Genomic DNA, 13,231 nt, shown 5'->3' on the forward strand with positions numbered 1-13,231 from the left:
GGTCTACTCGAGGTAGTCGCGCAGGGACTGCGACCGCGACGGGTGACGGAGCTTGGCCATGGTCTTCGACTCGATCTGGCGGATGCGCTCACGCGTCACACCGAACGTGTCGCCGATCTGGTCGAGAGTCTTCGGCATGCCGTCCCCCAGGCCGAAGCGCATGCGGATGACGCCCGCTTCACGCTCGGACAGGGAGTCGAGCAGCGACTCGAGCTGCTTCTGCAGCATCGTGAAGCCCACGGCGTCGGCGGGGACGACCGCTTCGGTGTCCTCGATGAGGTCACCGAACTCGCTGTCGCCGTCTTCACCCAGAGGCGTGTGCAGCGAGATCGGCTCGCGGCCGTACTTCTGAACCTCGACGACCTTCTCGGGCGTCATGTCGAGCTCGCGGCTGAGCTCCTCGGGCGTGGGCTCGCGGCCCAGGTCCTGGAGCATCTGGCGCTGCACGCGGGCGAGCTTGTTGATGACCTCGACCATGTGCACCGGAATACGGATGGTGCGGGCCTGGTCGGCCATGGCGCGGGTGATGGCCTGGCGGATCCACCAGGTCGCATACGTCGAGAACTTGAAGCCCTTGGTGTAGTCGAACTTCTCGACGGCACGGATGAGGCCCAGGTTTCCCTCCTGGATGAGGTCGAGGAACTGCATTCCGCGGCCGGTGTAGCGCTTGGCGAGCGAGACCACGAGACGGAGGTTGGCGCCGAGCAGGTGGCTCTTCGCTCGCTGTCCGTCTTTCGCGACCCACTGCAGCTCGCGCTTGGCGGACGGGCTGAGACCCTCGGAGTTCGCCAGCTTGTCTTCGGCGAACAGGCCCGCCTCGATGCGCATCGCGAGCTCGACCTCTTCGGCCGCGTTCAGCAGGGCGACCTTACCGATCTGCTTCAGGTAGTCCTTGACGGGGTCGGCCGTCGCGCCTGTGATGGCGCTCGAGTACACGGGCACGTCGTCGTCGTCGTCGACGAGCGACAGTACGAGCGCACCGGTCGGCAGGGCCTCGGTCGCCGCGCTCTTGGGGCTGTCGTCGTCGGAGTCGTCGTCGCCCGTTGCAGCGGCATCACCGTCGACGGCAGCCTCGCCCTCGGCTACGACCACAACGGCGTCGTCAGTGGCGTCAGTCTCGAGCTCGCCGGCGTCGACCGCATCCTCTTCTTCGGAGTCGGGATCGGACTTCGCCTTGCTGGCCGTCGCCCTGCCCTTGGCAGCTGTCTTCGTGGCTTTCGGAGCCGCCGTCTTGGCGGGGGTCTTGACTGCCGCCTTCGCGGCAGTGGAGGTCTTCGTGGCGGCGGCTTTTGCCGCAGGAGCCTTCGTGGTGGCCATATGGATCACCTTTCACACGGGAAGAGGTTGCGATGGGACGTAAGAGATCTGCGCCCCCGCGCCACTGTCACCCAGAGTTGTTTTTTGACATTACTAAGACCCATGTCAAGTGCTGGGACTCTGTGTGGCCGACATGCGGACCACCCCAACACAAGAACGGGTCTCTGTCTACAATTATTGCACGGATTGCGAACCTTGGCTGACAGGTGGCGCTTTTGTCAAGTCCGCTTTCGGGCCCAGGCCGCAGAGAGTGCAACCCAGAGCGGCCCCACCGATATTCCCTCGTCTTCCTCCAGCTGCAGGCGGGCCCGCCGACGGGCGTTGAGGAGGAACAGCACTCCGATCCCGATGATGACGTACTGCACCGCGAACGCGATCCGGAAGGCGTTCACGTCGTAGAGATCCGCACTGAATCCCGCGGTGTGCAGGGCATCCAGGATGACTCCGATGAGAAAGAGCATCACGAAGCTCGCCGTGAACCCGCCGACGTTCACCACGCCGTTCGCCGACCCGAGCGTGTGCGGCGGGTTGAAGGTGCGGGCGAAGTCGAACCCGATGAGGGATCCGGGCCCACCGGCCCCCATCGACACGACGAGCACCACCATCAGCCAGAGCGGCGGGGCGACGGGCCAGAGGAGCACGGCCGTCCAGACGACAGCCAGCATCACCACGATCCCGATCACCAGGTTCGAGCGCCGCATCGGGAACCTTGCCGTCAGCACACCCAGGATCGGGCCCGACACCAGACCCACCAGCACGATCACGACGAGGAGGCCCGACGCCAGCCCGGGGCTGTAGCCGAGGGCCGACACCATGAAGGGGAAGCCCCAGAAGATCGTGAACACCGTGCCCGAGGACTGCGTGACGAAGTGCGACCAGAACCCGAGCTGCGTTCCGGGCCGGCGGAGAGTCGGGCCGAGCCGGGACAGCACGTCGCGAAGGGTCGGCTGGGTGCCGACCACGGCATCGGCCGGACGGTCGGCGAGCACGATGACACCGAGGATGAACGCCAGCACACCGACGGCCGCCGCGGAAGCAAAGGCGGTCGTCCAGCCGGCGGCGTGCAGCACGATGGCGAACGGCACGGCCGAGAGGATCTGGCCGATCGCTCCGAGGTTACCCATCCACTGGGACAGCTGCGGCACGATCCGACCCGAGAACCACGAGTTCACCAGCCTGATGACCGAGATGAAGACAGCCGAGTCTCCTGCACCGACGAGGATCCGGCCGAGGATCGCCGTGCCGACGTCTGTCGAGAAGGCGAGGGTCAGCTGGCCGACAACCATCACGGCGGTTCCCACCACGATCAGTGCTTTCGGTCCGACCCGGTCGATCAGGATGCCGTTCGGGATCTGGAGCGCCGCGTAGACGATCAGCTGCACGACGGCCAGGCTCGACAGGATCGCGGCCGACGTATCGAAGCGTTCAGCGGCGGAGACGCCCGCCACCCCGAGCGTGGTCCGCTGGAGCACCGCCGACACGTAGGCCAGGGCGGCGATCCCGAAGACGAACCACGACCGTTTTGAGTTCACCGGTCAAGTTTACCGATGGTGAGAGGTGCCCTACAGTCCGCCGAAACCGGGTCCCGAGTCGTCACCGCGGCGTTTGATCGCCAGGAAGTTCTCGAGTTCCGCTGCGATCTCGTCGGCGGAGGGAAGCTCGCCGTCTTCGTCGGTCAGCGGCGAACGCACGCCGGCATTCTGCATGTAGCTGTCGTGTCGTTCCTCGAGCGTGCCGACCAGCTTCTCGAGTTCGGCGTTCGCCTTCACCTGCTGGTCGATCTTCGTGAGGAACTCACGCCCCTCTTCCCGCAGCCTGTCGGTCGGGAAGATGAGCCCGGTCGCCGCGCTGATGCTCTCGAGAGACGAGACCGCAGCGAGGGGGTACTCGGTGTCGGCGAGGTAGTGCGGGATGAGCAGCACGAATCCTGCCACCGGGTGTCCCAGCTGCTGCAGCCGGTACTCGGCCAGGTGCAGCACGTTCGCCGGAACCTGGGTGTGCGGCCGCCACACCGACAGGGCATCGGTCAGTTCGACCCGGTTGCCGCTCACCGTCACTCCGATGGCTCGGGTGTGCGGCACGGGCATCGGGATCGCGTGCACCCAGGTCGTGGTCTTCGCCTGGAACCGGTCGACCAGGTGCACGATCGCCGCGGTGAACTGCTCCCAGCGGAAGTCGGGCTCGAATCCGTTCAGGAAGAGGAACTGCTGGCCCAGCTCGTCGCTGACGAGATAGAGCCGGAGGGTCTGCGGCTGGTAGTCGCTCAGGTGGTCCTGGTCGAAGTCCACGATGGGCCGGCGGGCACGGTAGTCCAGCAGGATGTCGGGGTCGAACTCGGCGACCACGCGGTTGTTCAGGGTGTCGAGCACGTAGTCGCCGAACTGGCTCACCGCGGCCCCCGCGTCGGTGAAACCGGTCAGCGCGGCCACGAGTGGCAACCCCTCTGGAATCAGGTCGACCTCGTCTGCCAGCTCGAACAACTCAGTCGGATCCTTCATGTACCCACTCTAATCCGGTCACCGCCCGGCACCCGCTGGGAACGGTCCGCCCGTGGCGAACGCAGGCGCCGTGGTGACACATCGGCGTAGATAGGGTTAAGCGCATGAGCCTCTACGATATTTCCGTCACGTCACAGTCCGCCGCAGAGTTCGCTGCGGATGCCCTCGTCCTCGCTGTCTCGAAGGTGGATGACCGCGTGGTCATCCTGGGCGGTGAGGGCCTGCCGGGCGAGGCGCGATCCGCCCTCGAGGGCATGTTCGAGGGCCTCGGGTTCGGCGGCAAGAAGGATGAGGTGCAGCGGGTCGGGCCCATCGCGGGCATCCAGTCCCCTGTCGTGATCCTGGTGGGGCTCGGCGCGTCCGATGCAACGCCGGATGCCCTGCGGTACGCCGCCGGGGCCGCCACCCGTCGCGTGCGGGGCTTCGACACCGTCGCGCTCGGCCTTCCCGTCACCTCGGTGGCGGATGCCCGGGCGATCCTCGAAGGCGCGGCCATGGGCGCCTACGACTACACCGAGTACCGGTTCTCGACGATGGAGGGCCGCTCCCGGGCGGCCAGCAGCCTGGTGCTCGCGACCGCGTTCGAGGGCGCCGAGTCGGCCGTGGTTCCGGCCCGTGAGACGGCCCGCGCCGTCGCCCTGGTGCGGGACCTCGTGAACGCTCCCCCGCTCGACCTCTATCCCGAGTCCTTCGTCGAGGAGGCCCGGCGGGCTGCGGGTGAACTTCCGGTCGACCTGAAGGTGTGGGACGTGCCTGCGCTCGAAGCCGAGGGCTTCGGCGGGATCGTCGGTGTGGGGCAGGGCTCCACGCGCGGCCCGCGACTCGTCAGGGTCTCGTACCAGCCGAGCGGTGCATCCCGGCACCTCGCGCTCGTCGGCAAGGGCATCACGTTCGACTCCGGCGGACTCTCGCTGAAGCCCCCGGCCTCGATGATCGGCATGAAGGACGACATGACGGGAGCCGCGACCGTTCTCGCTGTGGCTCTCGCCGCCGCCGCTCTCGACCTGCCCGTCCGCATCACGGCGTGGCTGTGTCTTGCCGAGAACATGCCCTCGGGTTCGGCGATCCGCCCCGGTGACGTGCTGAAGATCCACGGCGGCAAGACCGTCGAGGTGCTGAACACCGACGCGGAGGGGCGCCTCGTGCTGGCCGACGGCCTGGTCGCGGCGAGCGAGGAGCACCCTGACGCGATCATCGATGTGGCGACACTGACCGGCGCGCAGGTCACGGCGCTCGGCAACCGGTATGTCGGAGTCATGGGCGAGAACGATCTCGTCGCGTCAGTACTCGCGTCGGCGACATCCACCGCAGAGACGCTCTGGCACATGCCGATGCCCGCGGAGCTCCGGCCGCTGCTGAACTCGGACATCGCCGACCTGCAGAACATCAAGCCGGGCAACACGGCGGGTGGGATGCTCATCGCGGCGATCTTCCTGCGGGAGTTCGTCGGGCAGAAGGCCGATGGCAGCGGTCCGATCCCGTGGACGCACCTCGACATCGCGGGCCCCGCGCTGAACGGCGGCGAGGGTTACGGTTTCACCGGCAAGGGGCCGACCGGCGTGACCGTCCGCACGCTGATCGACCTGGCCGAAAGGATGAGCACCGAGGGAGCGTAGTAGGCTCAGTTGGGCGAAAAAACAACTCGCCGTCAAGACACCTGCCGAGGCGCGGGTGCAGTCACCAAGCTCGATGCATAAGGGAGTCTCTCAAGTGTCGGAAACCAATTTTGACATCGTCGTCCTCGGCGGCGGGAGTGGTGGCTACGCTGCCGCCCTCCGCGCCGTGCAGCTCGGCTTCACCGTCGCGCTGGTCGAGAAGGACAAACTCGGCGGCACGTGCCTTCACCGCGGGTGCATCCCCACCAAAGCGCTGCTGCACTCTGCCGAGGTCGCGGATGTCTCGCGTGAATCCGCCAAGTACGGCGTGAACACGACGTTCAACGGTGTCGACATCGCTGCGGTCACCGCATACCGCGAGGGCATCGTCACCAGCAAGTTCAAGGGGCTCGAGGGCCTCATCAAGGCGCGGAAGATCACTGTCGTCCGCGGTGAGGGCAAGCTCGTCGCCCCCAAGACGGTGCAGGTCGGAGACGACCTCTACACCGGCAAGAACATGATCCTCGCCACGGGGTCGTACTCACGCACGCTCCCGGGCCTCGAGATCGGTGGCCGCGTCATCACGAGCGAGACCGCACTCGCGCTCGACTACATCCCCAAGAAGGTCGCGATCCTGGGTGGCGGTGTCATCGGGGTCGAGTTCGCCAGCGTGTGGAAGTCGTTCGGTGCCGAGGTGTCGATCATCGAAGCTCTCCCGCACCTCGTTCCCAACGAAGAGGAGTCGGTCTCCAAGCAGTTCGAGCGGGCCTACCGCAAGCGCGGCATCGAGTTCTCCCTGGGCATCCGTTTCCAGAGCGTCACGCAGAACGACCAGGGCGTGGTCGTGACCCTCGAGAACGGCACCACCGTCGAGGCCGACCTCTTGCTGGTGGCCGTCGGCCGTGGTCCGTCGACGGCGGGGCTCGGCTTCGAAGAGGCGGGCGTCACCATCGACCGCGGGTTCGTCATCACGAACGAGCGGCTGCAGACGAACCTCGAGGGCGTCTACGCTGTCGGCGACATCGTTCCCGGTCTCCAGCTCGCGCACCGCGGATTCCAGCAGGGCATCTTCGTCGCCGAGGAGATCGCGGGCCTCAAGCCGCAGGTCGTCGACGACGTGAACATCCCGAAGGTCACCTACTCCGACCCCGAGGTCGCCTCCGTGGGCTACACCGAGGCGAAGGCCGCCGAGAAGTTCGGTGCCGACAAGGTCTCGTCGTACGACTACAACCTCGCCGGCAACGGCAAGAGCCACATCATCGGCACCGCCGGTTCGGTGAAGGTCGTGCGGGTGAACGACGGCCCGGTCGTCGGCATCCACATGATCGGCGCCCGCGTCGGCGAGCTCATCGGCGAGGGCCAGCTCATCGTCAACTGGGAGGCCTACCCCGAAGACGTCGCGTCGCTCGTGCACGCGCACCCCACGCAGAACGAAGCACTCGGTGAAGCGCACCTCGCGCTCGCCGGCAAACCGCTTCACGCGATGTAGCACCCCTGCCCGCCGTCGCTCCTGCGGCGGCGGGCATTGCACGCGCCCAGCGCAACCGGGCCGTGCAGCAGCACCCCGCGAGAGGGCCGCCCGCCTAAACTCGTACCGAGTGACTGTACGAACTGACACACTGAACACGCAGAACTGAAACCTTCTGCGAAGAGGAGACCTACCGATGAGCGAATCCGTCAACCTTCCGGCACTCGGCGAGAGTGTGACCGAGGGAACGGTCACCCGCTGGCTCAAGAACGTGGGCGACCACGTCGAAGTCGACGAGCCCCTACTCGAGGTGTCCACCGACAAGGTCGACACGGAGATCCCCTCTCCCATCTCAGGTGTCATCGAGCAGATCCTGGTGCAGGAGGACGAGACCGTCGAGGTCGGCACCCCGCTGGTCACGATCGGCGACGGATCGGGCTCGGCTGCCGCCGAGCCTGAGGCCCCCGCCGCTGAACCTGCTCCAGAGGCCGCACCGGCACCGGCCGCAGAGGCTCCCGCAGCGGAAGCTCCCGCAGCGGAAGCTCCCGCAGCCGAGGTTCCGTCCGTGGACGCTCCGACCGAGGCCCAGGCACCAGCTCCTGCCCCCGCTCCCGAACCAGCTCCCGCCGCCGCAGCCCCCGCACCGGCAGCCCCGCCCGCACCCGCCGTCGCGGCCCCGCCTGCACCCGTCGCGGCCGCGCCCGCCGCCGCCGCGACACCTGCTCCGGCAGCCGCTCCGGCACCGGCAGCCACCCCGGCCGCCGACTCCACCGGCAGCAACGCCGGTTACGTGACCCCGCTCGTCCGGAAGCTCGCCAACGACAACAGCATCGACCTCTCGACGGTCACCGGCTCCGGTGTCGGCGGACGTATCCGCAAGGAGGACGTGCTGGCTGCTGTCGACGCGAAGGCATCGGCAACTCCGGCCTCGGCGCCCGCCGCCGCGCAGGCACCGGTAGCACTCGAGACGTCTCCGCTCCGCGGATCGACCGTCAAGATGTCTCGTCTCCGCAAGGTGGTCGCCGAGCGCGCCGTCATCTCGATGCAGACCAGCGCCCAGCTCACTTCGGTGGTCGAGGTCGACGTGACGAAGGTCGCGGCCTTCCGCGACCGCGTCAAGGGCCAGTTCGCCGAGAAGACCGGTACGAAGCTCTCGTTCCTGCCGTTCTTCGCCCTCGCCGCCGCTGAGGCGCTGAAGGCGTACCCGATCATCAACGCCACGATCGACGGCGACTCGATCGTGTACCCCGACCACGAGAACATCAGCATCGCAGTCGACACCGAGCGCGGTCTGCTCACCCCCGTGGTGCGGAACGCCGGCGAGCTCGATCTTTCCGGGCTCGCCAAGGAGATCGCCGACCTCGCTGCCCGCACGCGCGACAACAAACTGAAGCCCGACGAGCTCGGTGGCGGCACGTTCACGCTCACGAACACCGGTTCGCGTGGCGCGCTCTTCGACACCCCGATCGTCTTCCTCCCCCAGGTGGCCATCCTCGGCACCGGCATCGTCGCGAAGAAGCCCGTCGTCGTCACGGTCGACGGAAGCGACGCGATCGCGATCCGTTCGACGGTCTACCTCGCGCTCAGCTACGACCACCGCATCGTCGATGGCGCAGACGCCGCCCGGTTCCTCGTCGCGGTCAAGAACCGCCTCGAAGACGGCAACTTCGAAGCTGTGCTCGGAATCTAGGAGGAATCCGGAACCGGGCCTACGCCCAGTCACCGAACAACTCCCGAAGACGCCAACCGGCCTCGCCCTTCACCAGAAGGAGCGAGGCCGGTTCTCGTTGTGGATCAGCCTCCACCACCTCCACGAGCGCCGAGGCCCCCGCGGTCTGCACCAGCCGGAGCATGCCAGGCGCCACAGTCCTGCCGACGCCGGGCGCCAGAGTTCCGCCGACACCCGGCGGGACCGCGGACAACGCGTCGGCGACCGACGCCGCGTCCGCCTGCAGTACAGCCGAAGCTGCCTGTTCGGCGCCACGGAGACAGGTCTCTGATCTCGCCGCCAGGCAGCGGGCCCGGAGATCGAGAAGGGCGCTTGCCGCCGCGACGGGGTCCGCGGCCACCACGGCCGCCGATTCCGCCGCAGAGATCGTGGCCGCCACCGAGGGTGAAGCGGTTGCGGGTGCAGCGGTTGCGGGTGCAGCAGATCCGGGTGTCGCGGAGGTGGGTGCAGCAGATCCGGGTGTCGCGGAGGTGGGTGCAGCAGATCCGGGTGTCGCGGAGGTGGGTGCAGCAGATCCGGGTGCTGCGGAGGTGGGTGCCGCGGGCGATTCCGCTCCGCGGCCTCCAGCACCGCCGACCGGCAGGGTGACCAGCGCACCGACGACGGCCAGTGCGCAGACCGTGATGGCCACTGCCACAGTACGCAGCCGGACCCGCCGGCCCCTCTCCCGCGCGCCCACCCACGCCCCCGCGGAGCCGCCTCGCTGGCGCAGCCAGGTGATCGCCCCCGTCAGCCCGGACCTCATGCGCGCCCGAAGACGATCCGCCTCCGCGTCGTCGCGGGCCACCGCATCGACCTCAGCCTGCACGCTGGCAAGCGCGCCGGCACTCTCCGAACCCCAGTCGTACTCCTCTTCGGCGAGACCCCTGCCCTCCCCCGGTACTGGCACCGGCAACGGCACGCCCAGCGCGAACAACCACTCCTCGCACTCCCGCACGAACGGTTCCCGTCGCCCGTGCTCCAGCCTGGACAACGCCTCGACGAGGAACGGGAGCGCGCCCGCACCGCCGCCACCACCCGCACCGCCTCCACCACCCGCACCGCCGGCACCTAACGCGCCGCCAGCACCCGACGAACCGACGGGCACCACCTGACGCACGAGCTCGACGAACCGCCGGCAGTCATCGACCATGGCCGCCCGGAAGGACGGTGCCAGAACATCACCTCGCCTGTGCTCAACGCAGTCGTCCCAGCCATCGAAGGTTGCTCGTCCCGTGTCGTCGAACAGCACCGTCTCGATCGAGACCCGACCGTGAGTGCAGTCGAGTGAGTGCAGGTCGTCAAGGGTGTGCAGCAGAGGCACGAGCACGGTGACGGCCTCCCCCGCGGCAAGCGGGCGCTCGGCCAACAGGGTGGCGAGCGTCATCCGTGACGTGGAGGGGGTGCGGGACGCGGAGGGTGTGCGGGACGCGGAGAGTGTTCGGTGCATGGAACACGAGCCTGCCGCCAGACAGCGGCACCCGGGCATCCAGAACCCGCATCTGTGGACAGTTCGCCCACAGCGCCACAAGTGGACGAGCGGATGCGGCCTTCCGAGCATCCGTCGACGTTCCGACTCGGTACCATGGGGGTATGGCACGAAGCAAAGACAAAGCCCCGAAGGCTCCCAAGAAGCCGAAGGAGGACGGCCGCCTCAAGCAGATGTGGCAGGTCTTCCAGATGACCCGCCGGTACGACAAGAACATCGTCCTGCTGCTGGCGCTGAGCATCCTCGTGCCGGTGGTCGTCGGCCTCGTTCTCGCCCTGTTGCTCAGCGACGGCAACGGCTTCGTGATCGCCATGTGGATCGTCGCCGGGGTTCTCGCCGGCGTGCTGATCGCGCTCATCGTGCTCGGTCGACGGGCCGAAGCGGCCGCCTATGGCCAGATCGCCGGCCAGCCGGGCGCTGTCGGCGCCGTGCTCCGCAGCTCGCTGAAGCGCAGCTGGCGGGGCAGCGAGATGCCCGTGGCCGTCAACGGCAAGACGCAGGACGCGGTCTACCGTGCGGTCGGCCGGGGCGGTGTCGTGCTCATCAGCGAGGGACCGAAGTCCCGCACCACCCGCATGCTCGAGGAGGAGCGCCGCAAGGTGCTGCGCGTTCTGCCGAACGTTCCGGTCACCTTCCTCTACGTCGGGCCCGACGACGACGCGATCCCCCTGCACAAGGTGCCCGCAAAGCTGAACCGCATCAAGCCGAACCTCACCAAGCCCGAGGTGCTCGCCGTCAGCAACAGGCTCACCTCCCTCGGCTCGGGCAACCTGCCGATCCCGAAGGGTGTCGACCCGATGAAGGCCCGCCCGCAGCGCGGCCGCTGACCGTAGCGATCCGTTACAGACCGTCACGCATCCGAAACAACCCGGACTCAACAGCTCTCTAGATTTACCCCACCGGATACCGCCGACGTGCGGATCGTGTCCGCGCACGCAAGGGGCAATCATGAGCAACAAGGCCAGGCAGCAGGCCATTCGCGACGTCGAGGCCTACGTGCCTCCCGCGGTCAGTTTCATCGACTCGGAGGCTCCCGGCGAGGTCTTCGGCGAGAACGTCTTCAACCAGGTCGTCATGCAGAAGCGCCTGCCGAAGTCGGTCTACAAGTCGGTCACCGCGACGATCGAGCACGGAGCAATGCTCGATCCGGCTGTCGCCGACGCCGTGGCCAGTGCGATGAAGGACTGGGCGCTCGAGAAGGGTGCCACCCACTATGCGCACGTCTTCTACCCTCTGACCGGTCTCACCGCCGAGAAGCACGACAGCTTCTTCGAACCGATCGGCGATGGCACGGCCCTCGCCGAGTTCGCGGGCAAGACACTCACCCAGGGTGAGCCCGACGCGTCCAGCTTCCCGAACGGCGGACTCCGCAACACATTCGAGGCCCGCGGCTACACCGGCTGGGATGTCACGAGCCCCGCCTACGTGCTCGAGAACCCGAACGGCAACACCCTGTGCATCCCGACCGTCTTCGTGTCGATGACCGGCGAGGCCCTCGACCACAAGACGCCGCTGCTCCGCTCGCAGCAGGCGATGGGAACCCACGCCGAGCGCATCCTGACCCTCTTCGGACACACGGATCCCGAACACGTGGTGTCGTACTGCGGCCCCGAGCAGGAGTACTTCCTCGTCGACCGGCACTTCTTCCTCGCCCGCCCCGACCTGCTGAACGCCGGCCGCACGCTGTTCGGTGCGAAGCCGCCCAAGGGCCAGGAATTCGACGACCACTACTTCGGCGCGATCCCGGAGCGCGTGCTTGGTTTCATGATGGACACCGAGCGCGAACTCTTCAAGCTCGGTATCCCCGCGAAGACCCGCCACAACGAGGTCGCCCCCGGCCAGTTCGAGATCGCCCCGATGTTCGAGAAGGCCAACCTCGCGGCCGACCACCAGCAGCTGCTGATGACGACGTTCAAGACGATCGCCAAGAAGCACGGCATGGAGTGCCTGTTCCACGAGAAGCCTTTCCAGGGCGTCAACGGATCGGGTAAGCACGTGAACTTCAGCCTCGGCAACTCCCAGGTCGGCAGCGTGTTCGTGCCCGGCGACACCCCGCACGAGAATGCGCAGTTCCTGGTCTTCTGTGCGGGCGTCATCCGTGCCGTGCACACGTATGCGGGGCTCCTCCGGGCATCCGTCGCCAGCGCGACCAACGACCACCGTCTCGGCGCGAACGAGGCTCCCCCGGCGATCATCTCGATCTTCCTCGGCGACCAGCTGGCCGACGTGTTCGAGCAGATCGCGAAGGGCCCGGCCACGAGCTCGAAGGGCAAGGGGAAGATGGTGATCGGTGTCGACACGCTGCCGGTGCTGCCGACCGATCCCGGGGACCGCAACCGCACCAGCCCGTTCGCCTTCACCGGCAACCGGTTCGAGTTCCGTGCTCCCGGTTCGATGCAGTCGGTCGCGGGGCCCATGACGACCATCAACACGATCATGGCCGACTCGCTCGACTACATGGCGACGTACCTCGAGGCTGCCGTGGCCGAGGGCACCGACTTCGACCAGGCCGTTCAGACCCTCCTCACCGAGATCATCAACGAACACGGCTCTGTGGTCTTCAACGGTGACGGGTACGCCGATGCGTGGCCGATCGAAGCAGAGAAGCGCGGGCTCGCGAACCTGAAGACGACGCTGGATGCCCTGCCCGAGCTGATCACCGAGCCGGCGATGGAACTCTTCGAGAAGTACAAGGTCTTCAACCACCGCGAGATGCACAGCCGGTACGAGATCGGACTCGAGCAGTACACGCTCACAATCGGTGTCGAGGCGCGCCTGACGCTGGAGCTCGGGACCACTGTCGTGCTGCCGGCGGCCGTTCGCCACCAGACCGAACTCGCCCTGAACATCGGCGCCCTCAAAGCCGCAGGGGTCGAGACCGACACCTCGACGCTGGATGTGGTCTCAGCGCCTCTCGCAGAGCTCCGGGCAGCACTCGTCGTGTTGAAGGACGCGCTCGACGACGACGGTCACCACGAAGCGCTGGCCGAGGCCGAGCACGCCCGGAACGCCCTGCTGCCCGCCATGTCGGCGGTGCGCGCCGCGGCGGACACGCTCGAGGAGATCGTCGCCGACGACCTCTGGGCCCTGCCGACCTACCAGGAGATGCTCTTCATCCTGTAGACCGTCGGAGCGGGCATCCGGATGCCCGGCGCC

Annotated in this window: 9 protein-coding genes; 5 read left to right on the forward strand and 4 right to left on the reverse strand. The window is 67.5% G+C overall.

Going from position 1 to position 13,231, the window contains the following annotated elements:
* Positions 1–3 precede the first annotated feature (3 nt).
* The 3 genes from B7R21_RS10620 to B7R21_RS10630 all read right to left on the reverse strand — a co-directional run bounded on the left by B7R21_RS10620 (position 4) and on the right by B7R21_RS10630 (position 3,815).
* The gene (locus B7R21_RS10620) at positions 4–1,317 is read right to left on the reverse strand and encodes an RNA polymerase sigma factor (protein ID WP_116283229.1); all 1,314 of its coding nucleotides are present in this window, start codon (positions 1,315–1,317) and stop codon (positions 4–6) included.
* A gap of 218 nt (positions 1,318–1,535) precedes the next feature.
* On the reverse strand, positions 1,536–2,849 hold the full coding sequence (locus B7R21_RS10625; RefSeq protein ID WP_116283230.1) for an MFS transporter: 1,314 nt from the start codon (positions 2,847–2,849) through the stop codon (positions 1,536–1,538).
* Between the two features lie 30 nt (positions 2,850–2,879).
* Entirely contained in the window at positions 2,880–3,815 is a 936-nt protein-coding gene (locus tag B7R21_RS10630; protein ID WP_116283231.1) for a proteasome assembly chaperone family protein, read from the reverse strand.
* Positions 3,816–3,919: 104 nt separating this feature from the next.
* Here B7R21_RS10630 and B7R21_RS10635 point away from each other — a divergent pair, with 104 nt between their 5' ends.
* The 3 genes from B7R21_RS10635 (at position 3,920) to sucB (ending at position 8,568) form a co-directional block, all read left to right on the forward strand.
* Entirely contained in the window at positions 3,920–5,431 is a 1,512-nt protein-coding gene (locus B7R21_RS10635; RefSeq protein ID WP_116283232.1) for a leucyl aminopeptidase, read from the forward strand.
* Positions 5,432–5,504: 73 nt separating this feature from the next.
* A complete protein-coding gene (gene lpdA / locus B7R21_RS10640) occupies positions 5,505–6,899 on the forward strand; it encodes a dihydrolipoyl dehydrogenase (RefSeq protein ID WP_172592128.1) in 1,395 nt (464 codons plus the stop codon).
* Positions 6,900–7,074: 175 nt separating this feature from the next.
* Complete coding sequence (gene sucB, locus B7R21_RS10645) at positions 7,075–8,568, forward strand: 2-oxoglutarate dehydrogenase, E2 component, dihydrolipoamide succinyltransferase (protein WP_116283234.1); 1,494 nt, start codon at positions 7,075–7,077, stop codon at positions 8,566–8,568.
* Between the two features lie 19 nt (positions 8,569–8,587).
* Here sucB and B7R21_RS10650 read toward each other — a convergent pair whose 3' ends face one another.
* Complete coding sequence (locus tag B7R21_RS10650; protein WP_116283235.1) at positions 8,588–10,036, reverse strand: hypothetical protein; 1,449 nt, start codon at positions 10,034–10,036, stop codon at positions 8,588–8,590.
* A gap of 143 nt (positions 10,037–10,179) precedes the next feature.
* Here B7R21_RS10650 and B7R21_RS10655 point away from each other — a divergent pair, with 143 nt between their 5' ends.
* Positions 10,180–10,902 carry a DUF4191 domain-containing protein gene (locus B7R21_RS10655; protein ID WP_116283236.1) on the forward strand — a complete coding sequence of 241 codons (723 nt, stop codon included), beginning with the start codon at positions 10,180–10,182 and terminating at the stop codon, positions 10,900–10,902.
* Between the two features lie 121 nt (positions 10,903–11,023).
* Positions 11,024–13,198: a glutamine synthetase III family protein gene (locus tag B7R21_RS10660; RefSeq protein WP_116283237.1), complete on the forward strand. Its 2,175-nt coding sequence runs from the start codon at positions 11,024–11,026 to the stop codon at positions 13,196–13,198.
* The last annotated feature ends 33 nt before the right edge of the window (positions 13,199–13,231 follow it).

Source organism: Subtercola boreus, assembly GCF_003399625.1.
Classification (GTDB): Bacteria; Actinomycetota; Actinomycetes; order Actinomycetales; family Microbacteriaceae; genus Subtercola; species Subtercola boreus_C.

What these genes read in the sequence shown, in the direction of transcription:
- B7R21_RS10655 (WP_116283236.1), top strand. Translation starts at nt 10,180, where the DNA reads ATGGCACGAAGCAAAGACAAAGCCCCGAAGGCTCCCAAGAAGCCGAAG.
- B7R21_RS10620 (WP_116283229.1), bottom strand. Translation starts at nt 1,317, where the DNA reads ATGGCCACCACGAAGGCTCCTGCGGCAAAAGCCGCCGCCACGAAGACC.
- B7R21_RS10660 (WP_116283237.1), top strand. Translation starts at nt 11,024, where the DNA reads ATGAGCAACAAGGCCAGGCAGCAGGCCATTCGCGACGTCGAGGCCTAC.
- B7R21_RS10635 (WP_116283232.1), top strand. Translation starts at nt 3,920, where the DNA reads ATGAGCCTCTACGATATTTCCGTCACGTCACAGTCCGCCGCAGAGTTC.
- B7R21_RS10650 (WP_116283235.1), bottom strand. Translation starts at nt 10,036, where the DNA reads ATGCACCGAACACTCTCCGCGTCCCGCACACCCTCCGCGTCCCGCACC.
- B7R21_RS10630 (WP_116283231.1), bottom strand. Translation starts at nt 3,815, where the DNA reads ATGAAGGATCCGACTGAGTTGTTCGAGCTGGCAGACGAGGTCGACCTG.
- lpdA (WP_172592128.1), top strand. Translation starts at nt 5,505, where the DNA reads ATGCATAAGGGAGTCTCTCAAGTGTCGGAAACCAATTTTGACATCGTC.
- sucB (WP_116283234.1), top strand. Translation starts at nt 7,075, where the DNA reads ATGAGCGAATCCGTCAACCTTCCGGCACTCGGCGAGAGTGTGACCGAG.